The following is a 23,975-nucleotide window of genomic DNA, read 5'->3' as shown; positions in this document are numbered from 1 at the left end:
TTGCCCACCACTGAAGAATAAGGGCTTCCACATGGAGATGCCCGAGTACTACGCAGCGTAGACCAAAGCCGGAGGAGAACCACCCTTGGGTCGTTACCTACGTCCGAGCGTGTCTGCGGCATACTCGGATCCTGATCTACAGTCCCGCTGACGACGCTCGCGGAGACCAGGACCCCTGCACTGTCCCCAACTGCGAGAAGAGGTAGCAGACGCCGTGTGTGGACTGCTCGGAGTACTCACGTCTCACGGAACGACCGCCGCCGGAGTCGAACTCGTCGCTTCGGCGACCCATTGCATGCGACACCGCGGCCCGGACGAGCCCGGTGGCACCTGGCACGACGACGACGTCGTCTACGGCTTCAATCGGTTGTCCTTCATCGACATCGAACACTCGCATCAGCCGATGCGTTGGGGTCCGCCGGAGTCGCCGAACCGGTATGCGCTCGTCTTCAACGGCGAGATCTACAACTATCTGGAACTGCGCGCAGAACTGGCACGCGACCACGGTGCCGAGTTCAGCACCGAGGGTGACAGCGAGTCCATCGTCGCAGCGTTTCACTACTGGGGTGCTGCCGCTGTGGAGCGGCTTCGGGGCATGTTCGCATTCGCCGTCTGGGACACCGAGACCCGTGAGATGTTCGTCGCTCGCGATCCCTTCGGCATCAAGCCGCTGTTCCTGGCCACCGGTCCGGGTGGCACCGCGTTCGGTAGTGAGAAGAAGAGCGTGCTCGAGCTGATGGAGTTGCTCGGTGTCGACACCGGTCTCGACCCGCGCGCCATCGAGCACTACACCGTTCTGCAGTACGTCCCCGAGCCCGAGACCCTGCACGCAGGCGTTCGGCGGCTCGAGTCCGGTTGCTACGCCACCCTGTCCCCCGGTACGACGCCGAAGATCACCCGCTACTTCACACCGAAGTTCCCGGTGCAGCCGTTCGCGCCGGGCACCGAGAAGGCGCGGTACCAGGAAATCGCCGAGGCACTCGAAGATTCGGTGGCCAAACACATGCGCGCCGACGTCACCGTCGGCTCGTTCCTCTCCGGCGGCATCGATTCGACGGCCATCGCAGCTCTGGCGATTCGCCACAATCCCGACCTGATCACGTTCACCACCGGATTCGAGCGCGAGGGCTACTCCGAGGTCGACGTGGCGGCGGAGTCCGCGGCCGCCATCGGAGCGAAGCACATCGTGAAGGTCGTGGGGCCCGAAGAATTCGCGGCATCCATTCCCGAGATCGTCTGGTATCTGGACGATCCTGTGGCCGACCCCGCCTTGGTGCCGCTGTACTTCGTCGCCAAGGAAGCACGCAAGCACGTGAAGGTCGTGCTGTCCGGTGAAGGTGCGGACGAATTGTTCGGCGGATACACCATCTACCGCGAACCGCTGTCGTTGAAGCCGTTCGAGTCGCTGCCCGCCTTCCTTCGACGAGCGGCCGGCTCGTTGAGCGAGCGAATCCCCGAGGGCACGCGCGGCAAGAGCCTGCTCAACCGCGGATCGATGACCCTCGAAGAGCGGTACTACGGTAACGCTCGCAGTTTCAACGACGCGCAGTTGCGCTCGGTGTTGCGCGAGTTCCGGTCCGAATGGACCCATCAGGACGTCACCGCCCCGATCTACGCGCAGTCGCAGGGATGGGATCCGGTGGCTCGCATGCAGCATCTGGATCTGTTCACCTGGTTGCGTGGCGACATTCTGGTCAAGGCCGACAAGATCACCATGGCGAACTCACTCGAGTTGCGAGTCCCGTTCCTGGACTCCGAGGTCTACAAGGTTGCCGAGAAGCTCCCACTCGAGCAGAAGATCACCAAGAGCACCACCAAGTACGCTCTGCGTCAGGCACTGGAGGGAATCGTTCCCGGTCATGTCCTGCACCGCGCCAAGCTGGGATTCCCGGTGCCACTGCGCCATTGGCTCCGCGGCACGGAACTCTCCGACTGGGCGCACCAGCAGATCGCCGATTCGCAGACCGATCACCTGCTGAACAAGGCAGCCGTCGTCGCAATGCTCGACGACCACCGCGCCGGCCGGTCCGATCACAGCCGTCGACTGTGGACCCTGCTGATCTTCATGGTGTGGCACGGAATCTTCGTGGAGAAACGCATCGTGCCGCAGATCGCCGAACCGGAGTACCCGGTCAACATCTGATCGAGGTCACCTCGCCGCCCCGATGGCTCGGGGCGGCGAGATCGGCATCAGACGGGGAGCAATGCCCCGATCTCCTCGCCCGCGTCGGCACCGTACGCCGCGGTCAGACGTTTGATCGCGTCGTCGCGATTGAGCTCCCACTCCTGAGTGCCGGTGGTCTCCAGCACCAGCACGGCCACGAGCGAACCGAGTTGCGCTGCGCGTTCGATACTGGCTCCGGCCATGTGTGCCGTGAGAAAACCTGCCCGGAAGCCATCGCCGACGCCGGTCGGGTCGACCTTGCTCGTCTCGGGCACGACGCCGATGTGGGTGTGTTCGCCGCCCTTGGCCACGATGTCGACGCCGCGCTTACCCAGGGTGGTGACACGTAGCTCCACCTTCGCAGCGATGTCCGCGTCGGACATGCCAGTCTTCTGCTTCAGCAGTGCCCATTCGTACTCGTTGGTGAACAGGTACGCGGCACCGTCGATCAAGTCGGTCGCCTGCGCTGCGTCGAGCCGGGCGAGCTGCTGCGACGGGTCGGCCGCGAACGGGATACCCGCAGCGCGGCACTGGGCCGTATGCGCTGTCATGGCGTCGGGGTCGTTCGCGCCGATCAGAACCAGGTCCATCTCGTGCTGCGCCGCGAGCGTCTCGATGGAAATATCACGGGCCTCGCTCATCGCTCCGGGGTAGAAGGACGCGATCTGCGCCATGTCCTCGTCCGTGGTGCAGACGAAGCGGGCGGTGTGCGCGGTAGCGGACACGCTCACACCACTGCAGTCGACGCCGTGCTCCTCCAGCCAGGTCCGGTATTCGGCGAAGTCCGGTCCCACGGCCCCGACGAGAAGAGGCGCACCGCCGAGAACTCCGAGTGCGTACGCGATGTTTCCGCCGACGCCTCCCTTGCGAATCACCAGATCGTCGACCAGGAAGCTCAGCGAGATGTTCGAGAGCTGGTCGGCGACTATCTGCTCGGCGAACCGTCCGGAGAATCGCATCAGATGGTCGGTCGCTATCGAGCCGGATACCGCGAGAGTCACGAAGGAGGGCCTTTCGGTTCTTGAGTGCTGGAGAGCTGCTGGGCAGACACGACTGTGACCGATACACGCACGCGTGTACCGGTCACAGTCGAGTACGAGTCAGCTCAGTTGAACGAGTCGCCGCACGCGCACGATCCCGTGGCGTTCGGGTTGTCGATCGTGAAGCCCTGCTTCTCGATCGTGTCCACGAAGTCGATGGATGCACCCTCCACGTACGGGGCGCTCATCCGGTCCACTGCGAGCGTGACGCCGTTGAAGTCGACCGCGAGGTCGCCGTCGAGGCTTCGGTCGTCGAAGAAGAGCTGGTAGCGCAGTCCTGCGCAACCACCTGGCTGCACCGCGATGCGCAGCGCGAGGTCGTCGCGGCCTTCTTGGTCCAGCAACGCCTTGGCCTTGGTCGACGCGGTCTCCGTCATGGTGACCTTGTGCGCTGTGGTTTCGGTCGTTGTGGCCTCGTTCGAGACGGTCATGGGCTCTCCCTATCAGTCGTACAAACCCGTGAACTACTCAACCGTACTCCCGGTGGCTCTATTCCTCACGCTCGCCGCCTCGGTTGTACGGCAGTGTCGTCCACGTCGGCCGCTACGCGCGCGGCCAGCTGTTCGAGCTGGTTCGCCGCGTCGGACATCGCCAGCTCCACCGATCCTGCGAACTCACTGATCGAGTGCGCAGCGGAGATACCCGCCGATTCCAGTTCGTCCTCGGACAATGTGACCTGTCCCGCGAGCACGATCGTGTCGATACCGGTCGCGCCGCCCGCGGCAGCCATTCTCGTCACCAGCTTGCCCCGCAGCGATTGCGAGTCGAATTTGCCCTCACCGGTGAGCACCAGGTCGACGGAGTCCAACAGTTCTTGCTGGCCGGTCCGCTCGGCCACGACAGCCGCCCCGGGCTGCTGCCTGCCGCCCAGTGCGAACAACGCCGCCCCGAGACCACCGGCGGCCCCGGCACCCGGCCGGCCCGCCACGTCGTGACCCGCGGCGGACAGGACCGCCGCCCAGTCGGCGTTCAGCTCCTCGAGCCGAGCAACGGTCTCTGCGTCGGCACCCTTCTGTGGACCGAAGACTCGGGCTGCACCGGCGTCGCCCAGCAGCGGATTCTCCACGTCCGACGCGGCGACGAGGTCGATGTCGGACAACCGGGCGACTGCCGATCCGAGTCCGCCCAGCGCACGAATCATCGCGCGGCCACCGTCGCTGCAGCTACTTCCGCCGAGTCCGACGAATATCGTTTCGGCTCCGCTGTCCAGTGCCGCGCCGAGCAACTGGCCGACGCCGTAGCTGCTCGCCTTCGATGCGGACAGTGGGGTGGGCGGCCCGTCGAGCAGATGCAGTCCGCAGGCCTGAGCCGATTCGATGTATGCCGCCGTGCCGTCGAGCAGCCATTCGGCTCGGACCGGGTTGCCGAGCGGCCCGTCCACATCCGCGAACTGCACGGTGCCGATGCGCGAAGCCAGTACTTCGACGAAGCCGGGGCCACCGTCGGATTGAGGGGCGAGTTCGAGCTCGTCGGTCTCCCGAACCGACGCCCATCCCCTGGCGATGGCGTCGGCCGCGGCCGCGGCAGTCAGGGTGTCTCCGAACGAATCCGGCGCAATCATCACTCGCATCGTCGGAAGTCTAGGGCTGCAGCGACGGAACGGCATCCGCTGTTTCGTCGCTGACCTGGCCGGTGTTCGAATCCGACGAGCCATCCCATACTCTGAGTGCGTGAAGCTGCTACGCCGTGGAAACTCTGACAATTCGGACGGAAACGACTCGAACGAATCCGAGTCGACGACGGCCGGGAGCGACGCGACCTCTTCGGTGTCTCTCGGTAAGGGCCGACCGACCCCCAAGCGTCGTGACGCCGAGGCGCGGCGTCGTGGACCGGTCGCTCCTGCTCCGCTGACGAGCAAAGAGGCACGCGAGCGCCGCAAGGCGAACAAGGGCAGCAAGGAAGACCGCAAGGCCGCCTCCAACGAGCGACGCGCCGCCGCAGCCGAGCGTCGCGCACGCATGCTCGCGGGCGACGACAAGTACCTGCTCCCCCGCGACAAGGGTCCGGTCCGCGCATACGTGCGAGACATCGTCGACGCGCGGCGCAACCTCGTCGGACTGTTCATGCCGCTCGCGTTGATCTTGATCTTCGCGTTGTTCCTGCAGCCTCAGGTGCAGCAGTACGTCACTCTCGGCATGTTCGTGATGATGCTCTTCATGGTCGGTGAGGGCATCTACCTCGGCAAGATGATCAACAACAAGATCCGGGTGCGGTTCCCCGAGACCACCGACGGTGGTTTCAAGATCGGGTGGTACGCATTCGTCCGCGCGTCCCAGATCCGCAAGATGCGCGCCCCCAAGCCGCGAGTCAGCGCCGGCGAGGCCGTCTGACGTCGGTGGGCGTACCGACTCGAACTCTCGTGCTCGGTGGGGCCAGATCCGGCAAGTCCGGGCACGCCGAATCGCTTGCCGTTCTCGAGCCGGTTCGCTATCTCGCCACCGGTAGGCGGGACACCACCGACGAGGACTGGCAACGCCGTATCGACCTTCATCGCGCGTCGAGACCCAATCACTGGTCCACCGTCGAAACCGTCACGTCACTGGCCGGTGTCATCTCGCAGCCGTGGGACGGCACCACCGTCGTCGACGACCTCGGAACGTGGCTGACGGGAATGCTCGACGACGCGCAGGCCTGGGAGCTCCCCCGCGGCACCGTCGCACCGGCAGTCGACGACCTGGTCGGGGCAGTCACGCGATGCACGTCGCCTCTCGTGCTCGTCAGCCCCGAGGTCGGCCTGTCCGTGGTGCCCGAATCCCGTTCCGGTCGCCTCTTCCGAGACGAGCTGGGCTCGCTCAATTCTCGGCTCGCGACAGTGTGTGACAGGGTTCTGCTGGTCGTTGCGGGACTCGCGCTGACCCTCAAGGAACCTCCGGCGGACTTCACAACCGCGAAAGGCACAGTGTGACAATTCTTTCGGAAGAGGATTCGGCGACGCCGTTTCGTCCGGTGACGGCTCCGTCGGACTCGGCCAGATCGGCTGCGGCGGACCGGCAACGGGAATTGACCAAGCCCGCCGGCAGCCTCGGTCGCCTCGAGACGCTCGGTGAGTGGATCGCGGCCTGCCAGGACGCCTGCCCGCCGCGGTCCCTCGAACGAGTGCGTGTCGTCGTCTTCGCCGGCGATCACGGCGTCGCTGCGCACGGGGTCTCCGCCTACCCTCCCGAGGTCACGGCCCAGATGGTCGCGAACATCCGCGCCGGCGGTGCCGCGGTCAACGTGCTCGCCGATATCGCCGGTGCGGCGGTTCGGGTCGTCGACATCGCAGTCGACGCCGATACCGATTCTTCCGTGTCCGCGTTCAAGATTCGACGGTCCAGCGGATCCATCGACCGCGAGGACGCACTGACCGAGGACGAGGTTCGGGCCGCCGTCGCTGCCGGAGCCGCCATCGCCGACGAGGAAGTCGACGCCGGCGCGGATCTTCTCATCGCAGGCGACATGGGCATCGGAAACACCACTCCTGCAACGGTATTGATCGCCACCCTGACCGATACAGAACCGGTTGCCGCTGTCGGCCGCGGCACCGGAATCGACGATGCGGGGTGGATCAGGAAGACCGCGGCGATCCGGGATGCGATGCGTAGGGCTCGTCCGGTCGCGAAGAACCCCACCGACCTGCTCCGGGTCGCGGGCGGTGCCGACATCGCGGCTCTCGCCGGGTTTCTCGCCCAGGCCGCACACCGGCGAACCCCGGTGATTCTGGACGGCCTCGTGGTGACCGCGGCCGCTCTGGTGGCCGAGGATGCAGCGGCCGGAGCGCGCAACTGGTGGGTGGCCGGACATCGTTCGGCCGAGCCTGCCCATTCACTTGCGTTGCGGCACTTGCGTCTCGAACCGCTCGTGGAGCTCGAGATGCGTCTCGGCGAGGGCTCGGGTGCGCTGGCGGCGTTGCCTCTGGTTCGTGCGGGTGTCGGCACCCTGAATTCGATGGCGACCTTCGCCGACGCCGGGGTCAGCACCGGCGACAGCGAAGGCCACAGCAGTACCGAAAATCCCTGACCGTGAGCAGGCGCGCCGATGGAGTATTGCTCGCGTTCTCCTGGCTGACGGTACTGCCCGTGCGCGGCCCGGAGAACGTCGACAGACACTCCGCCGGCCGCGCGATCGCGTTCGCGCCGCTCGTCGGCCTCGCCCTCGGCGGCATCTCCGCCGCGCTGCTGTGGGTGTCGATCGCGGCCGGACTGTCACCACTGCTCGGCGGACTGATCGCCGTCGGTGCCACGGCACTGCTCACCCGGGGTATGCACCTCGACGGCTTGGCCGACACCGCAGACGGGCTCGGCTGTTACGGACCGCCCGAGCGCGCGCGAGAAGTCATGAAGTCCGGCAGTGCAGGCCCGTTCGGTGTGGCAGCACTCGTTCTGGTGTTGGGGATACAGGCCGCAAGCCTGGGCCAGCTCGCGCAGTTGCACATGTGGTGGGCCATCGTGTGCGTCTCGGTGATCGCAAGAGTGTCGGCAGTGGTCGCGTGCCGCCGAGGGATCGACGCGGCGGCACCGAGCGGCTTCGGCGCGCTGGTGGCAGGCACTCAGTCGACCGCGGTCGTGGCGTTGTGGACAGGCGTGGCAACGGCCATGTTCACGTACATTTTGCCCGACCGACCGTGGCAGGGAGCGCTGGTGGTGATCGCCGCACTCGCCGTCGCGGTGATTCTCACTAGTCACTGCGTCCGACGCTTCGGCGGGCTCTCCGGCGACGTGCTCGGAGCCGGAATCGAGACGACCACCGCACTGGCCGCGGTCGGCCTGCTCCTGGGGAGCTAGCGGAGCGTGGTCATCCAGCCGTGAGTATCGGCGAACGTTCCGCGCTGAATGCCGGTGAGCGTGTCACGTAGTGCGAGAGTGATCTCGCCGGGCTCACCGCCTGCGATCTCGAACGTGCCCTCGGTGGACTTGACGCTGCCCACCGGTGTGATGACGGCTGCTGTGCCGCAGGCGAACACCTCGGTGATCTCGCCGGAGTCGGCACCCTTGCGCCACTCCTCGGTGGAGATCCGCCGCTCTTCGACGGGGATGCCTGCGTCGGTCGCCAGGGCCAGCAGCGAGTCGCGGGTGATGCCGGGCAGAAGCGATCCGGACAGCGACGGGGTCACCAGGCGTGCATCGGAGCCCGAGCCGAAGACGAAGAACAGGTTCATACCGCCCATTTCCTCGACGTAGCGGCGCTCGGTGGCGTCGAGCCAGACCACCTGATCGCATCCCTCGTCGCTGGCCTGTGCTTGCGCCAGAAGCGATGCGGCGTAGTTGCCGGCGAATTTCGCCGCACCGGTCCCGCCCGGCGCCGCCCGGACGTATTCGGTGGACAGCCAGACGCTCACCGGCTTGACGCCTCGAGGGAAGTACGCGCCCGCGGGCGAGGCGATCAACATGTAGCGGTACGAGTCGGCGGGGCGCACGCCCAGCCCGGCCTCGGTGGAGAACATGTACGGCCGGACGTACAGCGCGTCTTCGCCGCCTGCTGCGGGGACCCACTCGTGGTCGAATTCGAGAAGCTTCTCGATCGATCCGATGAACAGCTCGTCCGGCAACTCCGGCATCGCCAGGCGGCGGGCGGACGAGCGGAAGCGCTCGGCGTTGGAGTGCACCCGGAAGGTCGAGAGGTCGCCGTTCGGCTGACGGTAGATCTTGAGTCCCTCGAAGATGGCCTGGCCGTAGTGCAGCACCATCGCGGCCGGGTCGAGCTCGATCGGTCCGTAGGGCGCGATCGTCGCATCGTGCCATCCGCCGTCACGGGTGTAGTCGATGTACACCATGTGGTCGGTGAAGTGCTTTCCGAAACCGGGTGCAGCGAGCACCGCGTCGCGCTCCACCGGAGTGGCGGGAGAAGGATGCTGCACGTACGCGAACTCGGAAACACCTGTCATGCCGGAGATACTATCGTCAAGGTCGCTGCGCTCTCGCGCGGTCACCTGGTCTTCGCTGCGACGAACGGCGGCGCGACCACTTCGCAGCGCAACGCTCGCCCACGAACGTCGACCTCGACCTCCGTGCCCACCTCCGGAGCTGCTTGCGCGTCGAGCAGTACGAGGGCGATTCCGATCTTCAGCGACGGCGAGAACGTTCCGGAGGTCGTCGTCCCGATGTCCTGCCCCGACACACGCACGGTGAGACCGGGGCGCAGAACACCGCGGTCGAGGGCCTTCAGTCCGCGCAGTACGCGCGCCGGCCCGCTCGCCTTCTCGGCGGACAGTGCTTCCTTGCCCCAGAACGCATCCTTCTTCCACCCGATCGCCCAGCCGCAGCGCGCCTCGAGCGGCGAGATGTCCAGTGCCAGTTCGTGTCCGTGCAGCGGGTACCCCATCTCGGTGCGCAACGTATCGCGTGCGCCGAGCCCGCACACCTGCCCTCCGCGCGATCGCACTGCAGCAACGAGTGCCCGAAAGAGAGGTTCCACATCTCTGGCGGGGGGAACGAGCTCATAGCCGTGTTCGCCGGTGTATCCGGTCCGGCAGACCCGCACCGCCACCGAATTCCAGGTGGCGTCCTCGAACGCCATGTAGTCCATGTCGGTCGGCAGGCCCAGCTCCTGCAGGACCTCGCTCGATTTCGGTCCCTGCACGGCCAGCACTCCGAAGTCTCGGTGCTGGTTCACCACCGACACGCCTTCGGGTGCCTGCTCGGCCATCGCCGCGACGACGGCCGCAGTGTTGGCTGCGTTCGGCACCAGAAAGACGTTCTCGTCCGAGACGTAGTACGCGATCAGGTCGTCGACGACACCGCCGGATTCGGTGCAGCACAACGTGTACTGCGCCTTGCCCGGTTCGATTCGGTTCAGATCGTTGGTGAGCACGGAGTTCACGAACGCGGCGGCTCCGGGCCCGGTCACCGACGCCTTGCCGAGATGCCCCACATCGAACAGGCCGACGGCTTCTCGCACCGCCGTGTGCTCGACGACGACTCCGGCGTACGACACCGGCATCGTCCAGCCGCCGAAAGGTGCGAACGTCGCGCCCAATTCGGTGTGCACGGCGTGAAGTGGTCCCTCGATCAGCTCGGTGTCGGTCATGGCGGTCACGCTAGCTCACATCGCGGCCGTAGCGGGCCCGGCAGACCGACTGCGTCCCTCGACGCGTCGTCACTAGGATCGAGGTACGTACACGTCAACCCCTACAGGAGCAGCCACGTGCCTTCACCCTCGACGCCTTCCCGCACTCTCGGACCCGACCTGGTCCTCGCGGGCAAGCTCGGCAAGAAAGTCGACGTTCTCGTAGTCGCGCTGAGCACCAGTGACGACGGCCTCGAACTCGCCATCACCGACGACATTTCCGACGACGCCGTCGCCGCTGCGCTACTCGACGCCTTCGAATCCGTCGGTGCCACCGGAAAGGCCGACGAGCTGGTGCGCATTCCGGCACCGTCCGGCCTGTCGGTGGACAGCGTGCTGGCGGTCGGCCTCGGCAGCGCCGCCGACATCGACAGCGAGCGGATTCGGCAGTCGGCCGGTACCGCGGCACGCTCGCTCAAGGGGGTCGACACTGCGGCGACCACGTTGTCGGCGCTCGATCTCGGTGCCGCCGCAGAAGGGTTCTTTCTCGGCGCGTATCAGTTCACCGAGTTCAAATCGGCAGTCTCGGCACCGAAGTCCGACGCGCTCCCACTCGCGCGCGTCGTGTTGCTCGTTCCCGACACCCGCTCCAAGGACGCCAAGAACGAGCTGGCACGATCGCTCGCCATCGCCGAATCCGTCGCCGTAGCACGCGATTTCGTCAACACCCCGCCGAGCCACCTCTACCCCGAGGAGTTCGCCGCGCAGGCCAATGCCCTCGGCACGGCAGCGGGCCTGAAGGTCGAGATCATGGACGACAAGGCACTGGAGAAGGACGGCTACGGCGGCATTCACGGCGTCGGCAAGGGTTCTTCGCGCCTGCCGCGGCTTGTTCGCCTGACGCACTCGGGTGGGAAGCGAGGCGCGAAGAAGGTCGCCCTGGTGGGCAAGGGAATCACGTTCGACACCGGCGGAATCTCCATCAAACCCGCTGCGGGCATGGAGAACATGACCTCGGACATGGGCGGTGCCGCTGCGGTCATCGCGACGGTGATCCTGGCCGCGAAGGTCGATCTGCCACTGGACGTCATCGCGACGGTGCCGATGGCCGAGAACATGCCGTCGGGCACTGCGCAGCGTCCGGGCGATGTACTGACCCAGTACGGCGGCATCACCGTCGAGGTCATCAACACCGACGCCGAAGGCCGCCTGGTACTCGCCGACGCGATCGTGCGGGCCTGCGAGGACGATCCGGATTACCTCATCGACACCGCGACACTGACCGGAGCTCAGGTGGTCGCGCTCGGCAATCGAACGCCGGGAGTCATGGGCACCGAGGACTTCCGCGACCGCGTCGCGGAGATCTCCCAAGCCATCGGCGAAAACGCGTGGGCGATGCCGTTGCCGAAGGAGATTCGACGCGAACTCGATTCCAAGGTGGCCGATCTGGCGAACGTCACCAACGGCCGGGCCGGTGGAATGCTCGCTGCCGCTTTGTTCTTGAAAGAATTCGTCGCCGACGGCGTCGAATGGGCTCACATCGACGTCGCGGGCCCGGCGTACAACACCGGTGGCCCCTTCGGGTACACCGGCAAGGGCGGCACCGGCGTTCCCGTACGGACGATGTTCGCGGTCCTGGAGGACATCGTCGAGAACGGCTGATCACGAGAGTCCGTGCGTGCGGATTCGGCGTCCGCACGCACGGGCCAGGTCAGAGATCGCGTTGCTGCTGTTCGCGCTTCCTGATGACCTTCTGGCGGGCGTCGTGATCGCGCATGCGCTGGGGGTAGCCGGTCTTGCGCACGTCGTACACCGGGATCTTCAGGTCGGATCCGATCTTTCGTACATATTTTTCATCGAGCGGCCGACGGGTCCATTCGCCGTCGTTCGCGACCAGTACGACGGTCAGCGGGGTCACGGTCGTCTTCGGCTCGACGTAGGCCTCGACACCGATTCGCGCGTCGGTCCAATCGGCCAGGTACTGGGCAACCGACCCTTCCGGAGCCCGTTTCGCGCCCCCACCGCTTCGCTTGAGTCGATCGAACAATCCCACGAGAACATCCTTTTCGTACGGCCGATGGGTCACCGGTTCTGGTACCGGAATTTTGTTACCCGCCAGTTTGCCAGGCGTGTTGCACGCCCTAGGGGAACGGCGAGGCGATAACAATGGAAGGATGACATTAGAGGGTTCAGCTCTCTTGATAGTGAACCAAGGCTCGTGAAGTGAGTAAGTGAATTGCCGAGAGGGAGTGTCTACGTGGGCGCTGTGTCGAGCCGAGCACGCTCGATCGGTGCCGTGTGCACCGGCGCCCCCGTCGAACCGAATCACGCAACTCTCGTCCATGAACCCTGTTCCGCCAGCACAATGGTCTGCGACCACGAGTCGTCGAACTACATCACCCGCACACAACTGTCGAGGAGTCAACAGACATGGCCTTCTCCGTCCAGATGCCAGCTCTTGGTGAGAGCGTCACCGAGGGAACTGTCACGAGGTGGCTCAAACAAGAAGGCGACACCGTCGAAGTCGACGAGCCATTGCTCGAAGTCTCCACGGACAAGGTCGATACCGAGATCCCGTCGCCTGCAGCCGGTGTTCTGACCAAGATCGTCGCTCAGGAAGACGACACCGTCGAGATCGGTGGCGAGCTCGCCCAGATCGGTGACGCAGGCGAGGCCCCCTCGTCCGACGCACCGGCCGAGGACTCCGCGCCCGCCGAGGAATCTGCGCCCGAGGAAGCTGCCGAGGAGCCCACTCCCGCTGCCGAACCCGAGCCGCAGGCCGAGGAGGAGGCACCCGCAGCGAGTGCATCGTCCGACTCGTCCGGATCCGGCACGCCGGTCACGATGCCCGAGCTGGGCGAGTCCGTCACCGAAGGCACCGTGACTCGATGGCTCAAGGCCGTCGGTGACGAGGTTGCTGTCGACGAGCCGCTGCTCGAGGTCTCCACCGACAAGGTCGACACCGAGATCCCGTCTCCGGTCGCCGGAACTCTGCTCGAGATCTCCGCAGAGGAGGACGACACGGTCGCCGTCGGTGGCCAGCTCGCCGTCATCGGTTCGGGATCGCCCGCCGAGAAGGCCCCCGAGCCCGAGGCCACCCCGGAGCCCGAGGCCCCGAAGGCCGAGGAGCCGAAGAAGGAAGAGCCGAAGAAGGAGGCTCCCAAGCAGGAAGCCCCGAAGGCCGAGCCGAAGCCGGAGCCCAAGCAGGAAGCGCCCAAGGCTGCTCCCGCCAAGGAGTCGGCACCGTCGGGTGATTCCAGCCCGTACGTCACTCCCCTGGTGCGCAAGCTGGCGTCGGACAACGACGTCGATCTGTCGACCGTGAAGGGCACCGGTGTCGGTGGCCGCATCCGCAAGCAGGACGTGCTCGCCGCAGCCGAGGCCAAGAAGGCTCCGGCAGCTCCGGCCGCCGCTGCTGCGCCCGCCGCCGAATCGAAGCCCGCTGCCCCGGCGACCGCTGGTGTTCGCCCCGAGCTCGCGCATCTTCGCGGAACCACGCAGAAGATCAACCGGATTCGTCAGATCACCGCGAAGAAGACGCGTGAGTCCCTGCAGACTTCCGCACAGCTGACGCAGACCTTCGAGGTCGACGTGACGAAGATCGCCGGTCTGCGTACCAAGGCGAAGGCGAAGTTCGCCGAGAACGAGGGCGTCAACCTGACTTACCTGCCGTTCTTCGCCAAGGCCGTCGTCGAGGCTCTCAAGGCACACCCCAACGTCAACGCGAGCATCAACGAGGACGCCAAGGAGATCACCTACCACGCCGACGTCCACCTCGGTATCGCCGTGGACACCGAGCAGGGTCTGCTCTCCCCCGTCATCCACAATGCGGGCGACCTGTCGCTCGCCGGACTGGCTCGGGCGATCAACGACATCGCCACTCGTGCACGCTCGGGTGGACTCAAGCCCGACGAGCTGTCCGGTGGAACGTTCACCATCACCAACATCGGCAGCCAGGGCGCTTTGTTCGACACCCCGATCCTGGTTCCGCCACAGGCGGCCATGCTGGGCACCGGAGCGATCGTCAAGCGTCCGGTCGTCGTCAAGGACGACTCGGGCAACGAGTCGATCGGTGTTCGCTCGATGTGCTACCTGCCGTTGACGTACGACCACCGTCTGGTGGACGGGGCCGATGCGGGTCGCTTCCTCACGACGATCAAGCAGCGTCTCGAAGTTGCGTCGTTCGAGGCCGATCTCGGCCTGTAGGCAACCGGCGAATCGCGCCGCTCACGTATTCTGGTGAGAGCGCGAAACATTCGCATCGGAGTCTCGAAAAGAGGGGCACGAACCGTGCATCCGGGGCATCATTCGTTCGCGAATGATGCCCCGTTTGCGTCAAGGAGGCTTTCGTTCACATGCGCGTAGTCATTGCAGGTTCATCAGGATTGATCGGCACCGCTCTCGTCGCAGCACTGCGGGGTCGTAGCCACGACGTCACCCGGCTCGTTCGACGCACGCCTGCCGGACCGGACGAGTCCCAGTGGGATCCGTCGCGCGGGAGCATCGACGCGGCCACGCTCGACGGTGCCGACGCCATCGTCAACCTCTGCGGCGTCGGTATCGGCGACAAGAGATGGTCCGGTGCATACAAGCAGTTGGTACGAGACAGTCGCATCGCCCCGACCGAGGTACTCGCTGCGGCTGCGGCCGACGCCGGGGTCCCCACCTTGATCAATGCCAGCGGCGTCAACTTCTACGGCGACACCGGCGACCGGGTGGTCGACGAGAGCGCACCGGTCGGTGAGGGATTTCTGTCCGAGGTCTGTCGCGACTGGGAGAACGCAACGTCGAAGGCGTCGGAGGCCGGTGTCCGAACCATCCTTCTGCGCAGCGGTGTGGTGCTGTCGCAGCGCGGCGGCATGCTGGGCAAGCTTCGACCGCTGTACCTGTTCGCCCTCGGCGGGCGGTTGGGCAGCGGCCGTCAGTATTTCCCGTGGATTTCGTTGGAGGACGAGATCGGGGCCATCGTGCACGGCATCGAAAACGACGCACTCCGGGGACCGGTCAACATGGTCGGCCCCACTCCGGTGACCAACGCCCAGTTCAACAGTGCGATGTCGCGAGCGGTACATCGACCGGCCCCATGGGTTGTGCCCGGCTTCGCGTTGAAGGCCGTGATCGGAGAGTTCGCCGAGGAGGCGATCCTGACCGGGCCGAGGGCGATCCCGAAGGCATTGGAGGACGCCGGGTACGCCTTCGAGCACAACACGATCGGGGAGGCACTGCGGGTAGCTGTCGGTAAGTGACTCGGCGTACCGTTTCGATTCATGAGTGACGCGAACTCTCCCACGGTCCAGGTTCCGGTATCGGCGCGCGCGAGCACCGAGCCGGTCGTGGTGCGCGAGTTGGGCACCGTCGAGTACACCGAGGCCTGGGCACTGCAGCGCGAACTGGCCGGTGCCCGGGCGGACGACATCGGGTCCGACACCCTGTTGCTGCTCGAACATCCGTCGGTCTACACCGCGGGTCGACGCACGTCCGAGGAGGACATGCCGCGAGACGGTACGCCCGTCGTCGAGGTGGACCGTGGCGGCAAGATCACCTGGCACGGCCCCGGTCAATTGGTGGGCTATCCCATCGTCAAATTGGCGCAGCCCATCGACGTCGTCAGATACGTACGTCGCATCGAAGAGGCGCTCATCTCCGTGGTGTCTGCCTACGGTATTTCCTGCGGACGCGTGGACGGTAGATCCGGGGTATGGCTCGCCGCCGAGACCCGCGACGGAACGTGGCTGCCCGAACGCAAGATCGCTGCGATCGGGGTCCGCGTGCAACGCGGGGTCACCCTGCACGGCTTCTCACTGAACTGCAACGCGGCCATGACCGGTTTCGACGCGATCGTGCCGTGTGGCATCGCCGATGCCGGTGTGACGTCGCTGTCGCTGGAACTCGGGCGAGAGGTCGGCACAGGCGAGGTCATCGCTGCGGTCACCGAGGCCGTTCTTGCTGCGCTGGACGGATCGTTGTCCGTACAGGATCACGAGATCGAGCATCCGTCGCCGAACGGCGCGTCTGTCAACCCGCAGTTCACCACGGTTCGCTTCGGCGCGTAGCATCAATTCTGTGACTGTGGCCCCAGAAGGACGCAAGCTGCTCCGCCTCGAGATCCGAAACGCGGAGACCCCCATCGAACGCAAACCCAATTGGATCAAGACCAAAGCCAAGATGGGCCCGGAGTACACCGAGCTCAAAGGTCTTGTGAAGCGTGAAGGTCTGCACACGGTGTGCGAGGAAGCCGGCTGCCCCAATATCTACGAGTGCTGGGAGGATCGCGAAGCGACCTTCCTCATCGGCGGTGAGCAATGCACCCGCCGGTGCGATTTCTGTCAGATCGACACCGGCAAGCCGGAGGATCTCGATCGTGACGAGCCCCGCCGGGTCGCCGAGAGCGTGCAGGCCATGGGTCTGCGTTACTCCACGATCACCGGCGTGGCTCGGGACGATCTCGAGGACGGCGGCGCGTGGCTGTACGCCGAAACGGTTCGACACATCAAGAAGCTCAATCCGAACACCGGCGTCGAACTTCTGATCCCGGATTTCAACGCCAAGCCCGATCAGTTGGCCGAGGTGTTCTCGTCGCGTCCCGAGGTGCTGGCCCACAACGTCGAGACGGTGCCGCGCATCTTCAAGCGCATCCGTCCCGCGTTCCGATACCAGCGGTCGATGGACGTCATCACCGCGGCCCGCGACGATGGTCTTGTCACCAAGTCCAACCTGATCCTCGGCATGGGTGAGACGCCCGAAGAGGTGCAGGAAGCCATTCGCGACCTGCACGAGGCCGGTTGCGACATCCTGACCATCACCCAGTACCTGCGCCCGTCGCCGCGCCACCATCCGGTCGAGCGTTGGGTCAAGCCGGAGGAGTTCGTCGAGCACTCCGATTACGCAACCGAAATCGGTTTCGCGGGTGTGCTGGCCGGGCCCTTGGTCCGCTCCTCCTACCGCGCCGGACGCCTCTACGCGCAGGCCATGGCTCATCACGGCCGTGAACTTCCCGAGAGCATGAGTCACCTGACCGACGGTGGCGAAGCCTCTCAGGAGGCCAGTTCGCTGATGGCGCGTCTGGCGGCTCGCTGATCCTTTCTGCCAACCCGGCGCGGTGCACGTGAGCGTCGGCACAGCACGTATCCTGTGAGGTATGGCGAACGGCAGTAAGGCTGGCAAAGCAGCAAAGCCCAGCAAGGAAGCAAAGGCGGCTGCGAAAGCGGCGCGCAAGCAGGCATCGAGGGAACGGCGCAAGCAGCTCTGGCAGGCGTTTCAGATGCAGCGAAAGGACGACAAGGCACTCCTTCCGCTGATGATCGGGTCGGTGGTCGGGCTCGGACTCCTCGGGTTCCTCATCGGCCTGGCCTTCGGTTTCCAGTGGTTCCTGCTCCCCATCGGACTGCTCCTGGGCGTCCTGGTTGCGTTCATCATCTTCGGTCGCCGTGTGCAGAAGTCGGTGTACAAGAAGGCAGACGGGCAGGCAGGCGCGGCTGCATGGGCGCTGGACAACCTGCAGGGGTCGTGGCGGGTGACCAATGCGATCGCCGGAACCACCCACCTCGACGCCGTGCATCGTGTCATCGGCAAGCCCGGTGTCATTCTCGTTGCCGAGGGTGCACCGCATCGCGTGAAGTCACTGTTGGCTCAGGAGAAGAAGAAGACCGCCCGCCTGGTGGGCGACACTCCGATCTACGACATCATCGTCGGAAACGAAGAGAACCAGATTCCGCTCTCGGGTCTGCAGAAGTACCTGTCGAAGTTGCCGAAGAACATCGACGGCAAGCGCATGGACACCATCGAGTCGCGACTCTCGGCTCTGGGCACCAAGGGTGGACCTGCCATGCCGAAGGGACCCATTCCCGGCGGAGCCAAGATGAAGGGCGTTCAGCGGACCATGAAGCGCCGCTGACAACTCACGACCGCTCGAACAGCCCTGGTGCGCAGACCCTCAGCGGGTTCGCAGCAGGGCTGTTCCCGTTGCACGATCATGCATTCCCCGGCCGTCCATGTCGGTGACGACGGCCGGCACCACGAACAGCAGGATGAGCTGCCGAACGAGCGCGCGCACAAAGCCGACCCGCGCGGGTGCGTCGATGCGTGCCACCTGGATACCGGCGATGAATTGCCCCGGGGTGAACGAGAACAGCGAGACGCTCACCAGTCCGACGCCGAACCACACGGCCAGCACGATCGTCGAGATCAGTCCGCTCGTGGTGTATCCACCGAGAACGAGCGATGCCACGCCGGTGGCCATCGTCCAATCGAGCACCAACGCGAGAACCCGGCGTCCGGTACCTGCCAACGCGCCGACACCCTGCTGCGGTAGGCCCAGCTCCTCCCCGCGGAAGTTCTGGGGTTCACGTGGGTTCGCGGAGGCCGGTCCGGACAACCAGGACCCTGTCATTCGTGCCATGATTTCCAGGATAGGCGCGGTCGGGCACACGGGAAAACACCTGGACGTACTGTTGTCCGTGCCAGTCGTGAGCCAGGACGCGTAACACGGGCGAAACACGAGCTTGACGGGCGGGCAACACCAAGTCCATACCGTCAGGTTGACGGACTCAACAAAGGAGCAAAAGCGTGGCGTTTTCCACGGCCCAAGAGGTCATCAAGTTCATCGCAGATGAAGGAATCGAATACGTCGACATCCGGTTCACGGATTTGCCGGGTGCACAGCAGCACTTCTCGATCGCCGCCAAGGCGTTCACGGCAGACACGCTCGAGGACGGCCTCGCGTTCGACGGTTCGTCGGTCCGCGGCTTCCAGTCGATCCACGAGTCCGACATGATTCTGCTTCCGGACTACGCCACCGCTCAGGTCGATCCCTTCCGCAATGCCAAGACGCTGAACATCGACTTCTTCGTTCACGATCCGTTCACGCGTGAGGCCTACAGCCGCGACCCGCGCAACGTTGCCCGTAAGGCCGAGGAGTACCTGGCCAGCACCGGCATCGCAGACACCGCGTACTTCGGTGCCGAGGCAGAGTTCTACATCTTCGATTCCGTGCGCTTCGATTCGCAGGCGAACGGTGCGTTCTACGAGGTCGATTCGTCCTCGGGTTGGTGGAACACCGGAGCCGAGACCGAGGCCGACGGCAGCCCGAACCTCGGGTACAAGGTGCGTTTCAAGGGTGGCTACTTCCCCGTCGCTCCGTACGACCACTACGTCGACCTGCGCGACCAGATCTCCACCAACCTGCAGAACGCCGGCTTCGAGCTCGAGCGTGCGCACCACGAGGTGGGCACCGGCGGCCAGCAGGAGATCAACTACAAGTTCAACACGCTGCTTCGTGCGGCAGACGACCTGCAGCTGTTCAAGTACATCGTCAAGAACACCGCATGGCAGAACGGCAAGTCGGCAACGTTCATGCCGAAGCCGCTCTTCGGCGACAACGGCTCGGGTATGCACGTGCACCAGTCGCTGTGGAAGGACGGCAAGCCTCTCTTCCACGACGAGGCCGGATACGCCGGACTGTCGGATCTCGCGCGCCACTACATCGGCGGCATCCTGCACCACGCACCGTCGCTGTTGGCGTTCACCAACCCGACGATCAACTCGTACCACCGTCTGGTGCCGGGCTACGAAGCCCCCATCAACTTGGTCTACAGCCAGCGCAACCGCTCCGCCGCGGTTCGTATCCCGATCACCGGCAACAACCCGAAGGCCAAGCGCCTCGAGTTCCGTGCGCCGGACTCCTCGGGTAACCCGTACCTGAACTTCGCCGCTCAGATGATGGCCGGTCTGGACGGAATCAAGAACAAGATCGAGCCGATGGCACCGGTCGACAAGGACCTCTACGAGTTGCCGCCCGAGGAAGCCAAGAACATCCCTCAGGCACCTACCTCGCTGAACGCGGTCATCGACCGTCTCGAGGCCGATCACGACTACCTCACCGAGGGTGGCGTGTTCACGACCGACCTGATCGAGACCTGGATCTCGCTCAAGCGTGAGCAGGAAATCGCTCCGGTGAACCTGCGTCCGCACCCGTACGAGTTCTCGCTGTACTACGACGTGTGATCGTCTGATTTCTCATCGACAACGCCCGGCCGAATCTTTTCGGCCGGGCGTTTCGCGTTCTTCGCCGCCGAATTCTCTTGCCGATCGGCAAAAAATCCGGACTGGTCGGCGTTTGATAGTTGGCACGGAGGGTAAAGGTATTTATCCGCTCACGGCGATACAGAGGACGACAACTGCATGGATGCACTGTGGGAATTCATCGTCGGACGGCGAAGACAGTTGGCGATCGACTCCTATCTGCACGTCTCGGCCGTCGTGCAGTGCGTCGTCATAGCGACGGTCATCGGCGTCGCGATAGGAGTTCTCGTCTACCGCAGCCCCGCTGGATCGGCGATCGCGACGGCTCTCGCGAGCACCATCCTGACCATCCCCTCGTTCGCGCTGCTGGGTGTCCTCATCCCCATCATGGGATTGGGCGTTCGACCCACGGTGACCGCGTTGGTCCTTTATTCCCTGCTGCCGATCATCCGCAACACCGTGGTGGGCCTGGCGGCCGTCGATCCCGCCGTCTCCGACGCCGCCCGCGGAATCGGCATGAGCCGCACCCTGGTGCTTCGGCGCATCGAGATCCCACTCGCCTGGCCGTCCATTCTCACCGGAATGCGCATCAGCACTCAGATGGCCATGGGCATTCTCGCCATCGCCGCATACGCCAAAGGACCGGGCCTGGGCAATCTGCTCTTCTCCGGTCTCGCTCGAGTCGGTAGCCCCACTGCGCTACCGCAGGCCCTCACCGGCACTGTCCTGATCGTCCTGCTGGCGTTGATCCTCGACGGGATCTACGTGTTGATCGGCAAACTGACCACCTCGAGGGGTATTCGTGAGTGACTCGACCCGTACATCGAACGTCTCCGGCGCGGAAATCGTGCTCGAGAACGTCACCAAGAGCTACCCGGGGCAGAAGCTCGCGGCCGTGGACAACGTGTCCATGACGATTCCGGCCGGCGAGGTCGTCGTGTTGGTCGGGCCCTCGGGCTGCGGCAAGACGACGACGATGCGCATGATCAACCGGCTCATCGAGCCGACGTCGGGCCGCATCACCATCGGTGGCAAGGACGCGCTATCGATCGACCCCAACGAGTTGCGCCGCACCATCGGTTATTCCATCCAGCAGGCCGGGCTGTTTCCGCACATGACGATCGCGCAGAACGTCGGCATGGTGCCCGGGCTCATCGGGTGGGACAAGAAACGCATCAACGATCGCACCGACGAGATGCTCGATCTCGTCGGGCTCGATCCGGCGGTCTATCGCGAGCGCTATCCGCGTCAGCTCTCGGGTGGCCAGCAGCAGCGTGTCGGCGTCGCCCGCGCACTGGCCGCCGATCCCCCGGTGCTGTTGATGGACGAGCCCTTCGGCGCGGTCGATCCGATCACCCGAGGACTGTTGCAGGACGAATTGATGCGCCTGCAAGCCGAGCTGGGTAAGACCATCGTCTTCGTGACCCACGACTTCGACGAGGCCGTCAAGCTCGGTGACCGAATCGCGGTACTCGGGAACCAGTCCACGATCCTCCAGTACGACACTCCCGAGGCCGTCCTTGCCAACCCCGCGGACGACACCGTCGCGGGATTCGTCGGGGCCGGAGCCGCGTTGAAGCAGCTGACGCTGATGCGAGTTCGCGACATCGAGTTGTCCGATGTGCCGGTGTTCGGCGAGGACGACTCGGTGGAGTCGATGAACTCGGCACTCGGCTCCGATCCCGAGGCGTGGGGAATCATCCTCGACTCGCGCAAGCGCCCGCTTCGGTGGACCGATCGACGCCACCTCGTCGGAGTCGGGAGCCTGCGCGACGTCGGTGTGCCGATGGGCGAGATGGTCTCGACGCAATCGACCCTCCAGGACGCACTCGAAGCTCTGCTCTCCGAGGGCAACGCGACGGCCACCGTCACCGGTAATCGCGGCGAATACGTCGGCACCGTGACGATCGACGTACTGATCGACACCATCAAATCTCTGCGATCGCAGCACGCCAACGATCACGACGAGGCGCGCACAGACGTCGGGACACCGTCGTGACGACCCTCGCCGATACCGGCGACGAGACCAAGGACGTTGCGCGCGCAGCCAAACGCGCAGAGCGAATTCGTCTGCTCATCCAACCGGCCGTCGTGCTGCTCATCGTGGCAATTCTGTTGGTCTATGCGTTGACCCGAGATCTCACCGCGACACAGGCCGAGACGATCAACATCAGCACGATCTCCACCCGGGTTCTCGAGCACGTACTGATCACCTTCGTGGTTACGACGCTGGTACTCGTCATCGCCGTACCGCTGGGAATTCTGTTGACTCGCAACGGGTATCGCAAGGCCGCGCCGCTGTTCATCGGTATCGCGAACATCGGGCAGGCCGCGCCCGCCGTCGGACTTCTGGTGTTGTTGTTCCTCTGGACGGGCGCAACGGGCTTCTGGACCGGCGTGCTCCCTATCGCGTTCTATTCGCTGCTCCCGGTTCTGCGCAATACGATGTTGGGCTTCCAGACCGTCGAACCGACCTACATCGATGCAGCTCGTGGTCAGGGCATGTCGAACATGGGAATTCTGCGCCGCATCGAGTTTCCGCTTGCGGTGCCGTTCATACTGGCAGGCCTGCGTACCTCTCTGGTTCTCGCCGTCGGCACGGCGACGCTGAGCTTCCTTGTCGGTGCGGGTGGCCTCGGCGTCCTGATCGACACCGGCTACAAGCTCAACCAGCCACTCATTCTCGTGGTGGGTGCCGTTCTCGCGGTCGCACTCGCGCTGCTGGTGGATTGGCTGGGCGCACTCGCCGAGGCTTACCTCGGACCGAAAGGACTCCGCTGATGCGACGCACCACTCGACGACTCGCTGCGCTGTGCGCCACCACTGCTCTCGCGCTGACGGGGTGCGGGTTGCAGTCCGGCGGCGCTATGCCGTTGTCGGTCGAGGCCGGCAGCATCACTCCGCTCCCCGGGCTGGAGGGTGCCGAGTTCACCGTCGGATCGAAGGACTTCACCGAGCAGATCATCCTCGGCTACATCCTCGAATTCGCTCTCAGTGCAGCCGGTGCCGACGTTCGGGACCTCACCAATATCGTCGGCTCGCAGAGCGTCCGGCTGGCCATGCAGAGCGGCCAGGTCGACCTTGCCTACGAGTACACCGGAACCGGGTGGATCAACTACCTGGGCAACGAGACACCCATTCCCGATGCCACCGAACAGTTCGAAGCAGTGCGTGACGCCGACAAGGCCAACGGTATCGACTGGGTCAATCCGGCGCCGATGGACAACACGTACGCCCTGGCCATGAATCAGCAGGTAGCACAGGAGACCGGCGTAAGCACGCTCTCGGATTACGCCGCTCTGGTGAACCGCGATCCAGCCGCTGCCGCTCTGTGCGTCGAAACCGAGTTCAACAGTCGCCAGGACGGGCTCCCCGGCCTCGCCGCCACCTACGGTTTCGACGCCAACGCCATCCCGGTGCAGATCCTGCAGACCGGCGTCATCTATCAGGCGACAGCGGACGGTTCGCAGTGCCGATTCGGCGAGGTGTTCACCACCGACGGCCGAATCAAGGGGCTGAATCTGACCGTGCTCGAAGACGACAAGTCGTTCTTCCCGCGCTACAACGCGACCGTCATCATCCGTCAGGAGGTCGCCGATCAGTACCCCGAGATCGCCGAGGTGACCGCCCCGATCTCGGCGGCGCTGACCAACGAGGCCATTTCCGAGTTGAACAAGCAGGTCGACATCGACGGCCGCGAGCCCGCGGACGTCGCACGGGACTGGATGGTTCAGCAGGGGTTCGTCACCGTCGGCAGCGACTAGCGA

At 65.0% G+C, this 23,975-nt stretch carries 23 protein-coding genes; 16 read left to right on the top strand and 7 right to left on the bottom strand.

Going from position 1 to position 23,975, the window contains the following annotated elements; all coding sequences use genetic code 11:
* The first annotated feature begins 214 nt into the window (after positions 1-214).
* Positions 215-2,143: an asparagine synthase (glutamine-hydrolyzing) gene (gene asnB / locus CH249_RS13000; RefSeq protein WP_094682285.1), complete on the top strand. Its 1,929-nt coding sequence runs from the start codon at positions 215-217 to the stop codon at positions 2,141-2,143.
* Positions 2,144-2,190: 47 nt separating this feature from the next.
* Here the strand turns inward: asnB and CH249_RS12995 are convergent, their stop codons facing one another.
* The 3 genes from CH249_RS12995 to CH249_RS12985 all read right to left on the bottom strand — a co-directional run bounded on the left by CH249_RS12995 (position 2,191) and on the right by CH249_RS12985 (position 4,774).
* Positions 2,191-3,165 carry a carbohydrate kinase family protein gene (locus tag CH249_RS12995; RefSeq protein ID WP_032394416.1) on the bottom strand — a complete coding sequence of 325 codons (975 nt, stop codon included), beginning with the start codon at positions 3,163-3,165 and terminating at the stop codon, positions 2,191-2,193.
* Positions 3,166-3,269: 104 nt separating this feature from the next.
* Positions 3,270-3,635, bottom strand: a complete 366-nt coding sequence (locus CH249_RS12990; protein ID WP_032394417.1) for an iron-sulfur cluster assembly accessory protein — start codon at positions 3,633-3,635, stop codon at positions 3,270-3,272.
* Between the two features lie 65 nt (positions 3,636-3,700).
* Complete coding sequence (locus CH249_RS12985; RefSeq protein WP_094647667.1) at positions 3,701-4,774, bottom strand: glycerate kinase; 1,074 nt, start codon at positions 4,772-4,774, stop codon at positions 3,701-3,703.
* 100 nt (positions 4,775-4,874) lie between these two features.
* On the opposite strand from CH249_RS12985, the gene CH249_RS12980 reads away from it, so the two are divergent.
* Genes CH249_RS12980 through CH249_RS12965 form a run of 4 tightly spaced genes read left to right on the top strand, consistent with a single transcriptional unit; the run spans position 4,875 to position 7,967 of the window.
* Positions 4,875-5,534: a DUF3043 domain-containing protein gene (locus CH249_RS12980; RefSeq protein ID WP_032394419.1), complete on the top strand. Its 660-nt coding sequence runs from the start codon at positions 4,875-4,877 to the stop codon at positions 5,532-5,534.
* 5 nt (positions 5,535-5,539) lie between these two features.
* Entirely contained in the window at positions 5,540-6,109 is a 570-nt protein-coding gene (gene cobU / locus CH249_RS12975) for a bifunctional adenosylcobinamide kinase/adenosylcobinamide-phosphate guanylyltransferase (RefSeq protein WP_094647665.1), read from the top strand.
* 2 nt (positions 6,110-6,111) lie between these two features.
* Positions 6,112-7,203, top strand: coding sequence for a nicotinate-nucleotide--dimethylbenzimidazole phosphoribosyltransferase (cobT, locus tag CH249_RS12970; RefSeq protein WP_373453544.1), 1,092 nt, complete (start codon positions 6,112-6,114; stop codon positions 7,201-7,203).
* 2 nt (positions 7,204-7,205) lie between these two features.
* Positions 7,206-7,967: an adenosylcobinamide-GDP ribazoletransferase gene (locus tag CH249_RS12965; protein WP_094682283.1), complete on the top strand. Its 762-nt coding sequence runs from the start codon at positions 7,206-7,208 to the stop codon at positions 7,965-7,967.
* Here CH249_RS12965 and CH249_RS12960 read toward each other — a convergent pair.
* Entirely contained in the window at positions 7,964-9,067 is a 1,104-nt protein-coding gene (locus CH249_RS12960) for a branched-chain amino acid aminotransferase (protein ID WP_032394421.1), read from the bottom strand. The genes CH249_RS12965 and CH249_RS12960 overlap by 4 nt on opposite strands.
* A 41-nt stretch (positions 9,068-9,108) precedes the next feature.
* Complete coding sequence (gene gcvT, locus CH249_RS12955; RefSeq protein ID WP_094682282.1) at positions 9,109-10,209, bottom strand: glycine cleavage system aminomethyltransferase GcvT; 1,101 nt, start codon at positions 10,207-10,209, stop codon at positions 9,109-9,111.
* A gap of 117 nt (positions 10,210-10,326) precedes the next feature.
* Here gcvT and CH249_RS12950 point away from each other — a divergent pair, with 117 nt between their 5' ends.
* On the top strand, positions 10,327-11,850 hold the full coding sequence (locus tag CH249_RS12950) for a leucyl aminopeptidase (RefSeq protein WP_094682281.1): 1,524 nt from the start codon (positions 10,327-10,329) through the stop codon (positions 11,848-11,850).
* Between the two features lie 49 nt (positions 11,851-11,899).
* Here CH249_RS12950 and CH249_RS12945 read toward each other — a convergent pair whose 3' ends face one another.
* The gene (locus CH249_RS12945) at positions 11,900-12,241 is read right to left on the bottom strand and encodes a hypothetical protein (protein ID WP_032394423.1); all 342 of its coding nucleotides are present in this window, start codon (positions 12,239-12,241) and stop codon (positions 11,900-11,902) included.
* A 377-nt stretch (positions 12,242-12,618) separates the two neighbouring features.
* Between CH249_RS12945 and sucB the strand changes: the two genes are divergently transcribed.
* The 5 genes from sucB (at position 12,619) to CH249_RS12920 (ending at position 18,082) form a co-directional block, all read left to right on the top strand.
* Entirely contained in the window at positions 12,619-14,394 is a 1,776-nt protein-coding gene (gene sucB, locus CH249_RS12940) for a 2-oxoglutarate dehydrogenase, E2 component, dihydrolipoamide succinyltransferase (RefSeq protein WP_032394424.1), read from the top strand.
* Positions 14,395-14,543: 149 nt separating this feature from the next.
* Positions 14,544-15,434, top strand: a complete 891-nt coding sequence (locus CH249_RS12935; RefSeq protein WP_094682280.1) for a TIGR01777 family oxidoreductase — start codon at positions 14,544-14,546, stop codon at positions 15,432-15,434.
* A 21-nt stretch (positions 15,435-15,455) separates the two neighbouring features.
* Entirely contained in the window at positions 15,456-16,241 is a 786-nt protein-coding gene (gene lipB / locus CH249_RS12930; protein ID WP_032394426.1) for a lipoyl(octanoyl) transferase LipB, read from the top strand.
* 10 nt (positions 16,242-16,251) lie between these two features.
* Positions 16,252-17,265: a lipoyl synthase gene (gene lipA, locus CH249_RS12925; protein WP_179273238.1), complete on the top strand. Its 1,014-nt coding sequence runs from the start codon at positions 16,252-16,254 to the stop codon at positions 17,263-17,265.
* Between the two features lie 61 nt (positions 17,266-17,326).
* Positions 17,327-18,082 (top strand): DUF4191 domain-containing protein, encoded by a 756-nt coding sequence (locus tag CH249_RS12920; protein ID WP_032394428.1) that lies wholly within the window; start codon positions 17,327-17,329, stop codon positions 18,080-18,082.
* Positions 18,083-18,121: 39 nt separating this feature from the next.
* Here CH249_RS12920 and CH249_RS12915 read toward each other — a convergent pair whose 3' ends face one another.
* A complete protein-coding gene (locus tag CH249_RS12915; RefSeq protein ID WP_032394429.1) occupies positions 18,122-18,586 on the bottom strand; it encodes an RDD family protein in 465 nt (154 codons plus the stop codon).
* Between the two features lie 167 nt (positions 18,587-18,753).
* On the opposite strand from CH249_RS12915, the gene glnA reads away from it, so the two are divergent.
* The 5 genes from glnA to CH249_RS12890 all read left to right on the top strand — a co-directional run bounded on the left by glnA (position 18,754) and on the right by CH249_RS12890 (position 23,972).
* Positions 18,754-20,190, top strand: coding sequence for a type I glutamate--ammonia ligase (glnA, locus tag CH249_RS12910; protein WP_032368128.1), 1,437 nt, complete (start codon positions 18,754-18,756; stop codon positions 20,188-20,190).
* A 177-nt stretch (positions 20,191-20,367) separates the two neighbouring features.
* Positions 20,368-21,018, top strand: a complete 651-nt coding sequence (locus tag CH249_RS12905; protein ID WP_032394430.1) for an ABC transporter permease — start codon at positions 20,368-20,370, stop codon at positions 21,016-21,018.
* Entirely contained in the window at positions 21,011-22,207 is a 1,197-nt protein-coding gene (locus tag CH249_RS12900; protein WP_032394431.1) for an ABC transporter ATP-binding protein, read from the top strand. The genes CH249_RS12905 and CH249_RS12900 overlap by 8 nt, the downstream gene beginning before the upstream one ends.
* On the top strand, positions 22,204-22,989 hold the full coding sequence (locus CH249_RS12895; protein WP_045194854.1) for an ABC transporter permease: 786 nt from the start codon (positions 22,204-22,206) through the stop codon (positions 22,987-22,989). The genes CH249_RS12900 and CH249_RS12895 overlap by 4 nt, the downstream gene beginning before the upstream one ends.
* Positions 22,989-23,972, top strand: coding sequence for a glycine betaine ABC transporter substrate-binding protein (locus CH249_RS12890; RefSeq protein ID WP_094682278.1), 984 nt, complete (start codon positions 22,989-22,991; stop codon positions 23,970-23,972). Before CH249_RS12895 ends, CH249_RS12890 begins: the two co-directional genes overlap by 1 nt.
* Positions 23,973-23,975: the final 3 nt, after the last annotated feature.

The sequence above is a fragment of the Rhodococcus sp. 05-2255-3B1 genome (assembly GCF_002258545.1).
Classification (GTDB): Bacteria; Actinomycetota; Actinomycetes; order Mycobacteriales; family Mycobacteriaceae; genus Rhodococcoides.
Note: the sequence above shows the minus strand (reverse complement) of the source record. Positions and strands in the feature narration are given on the sequence as shown.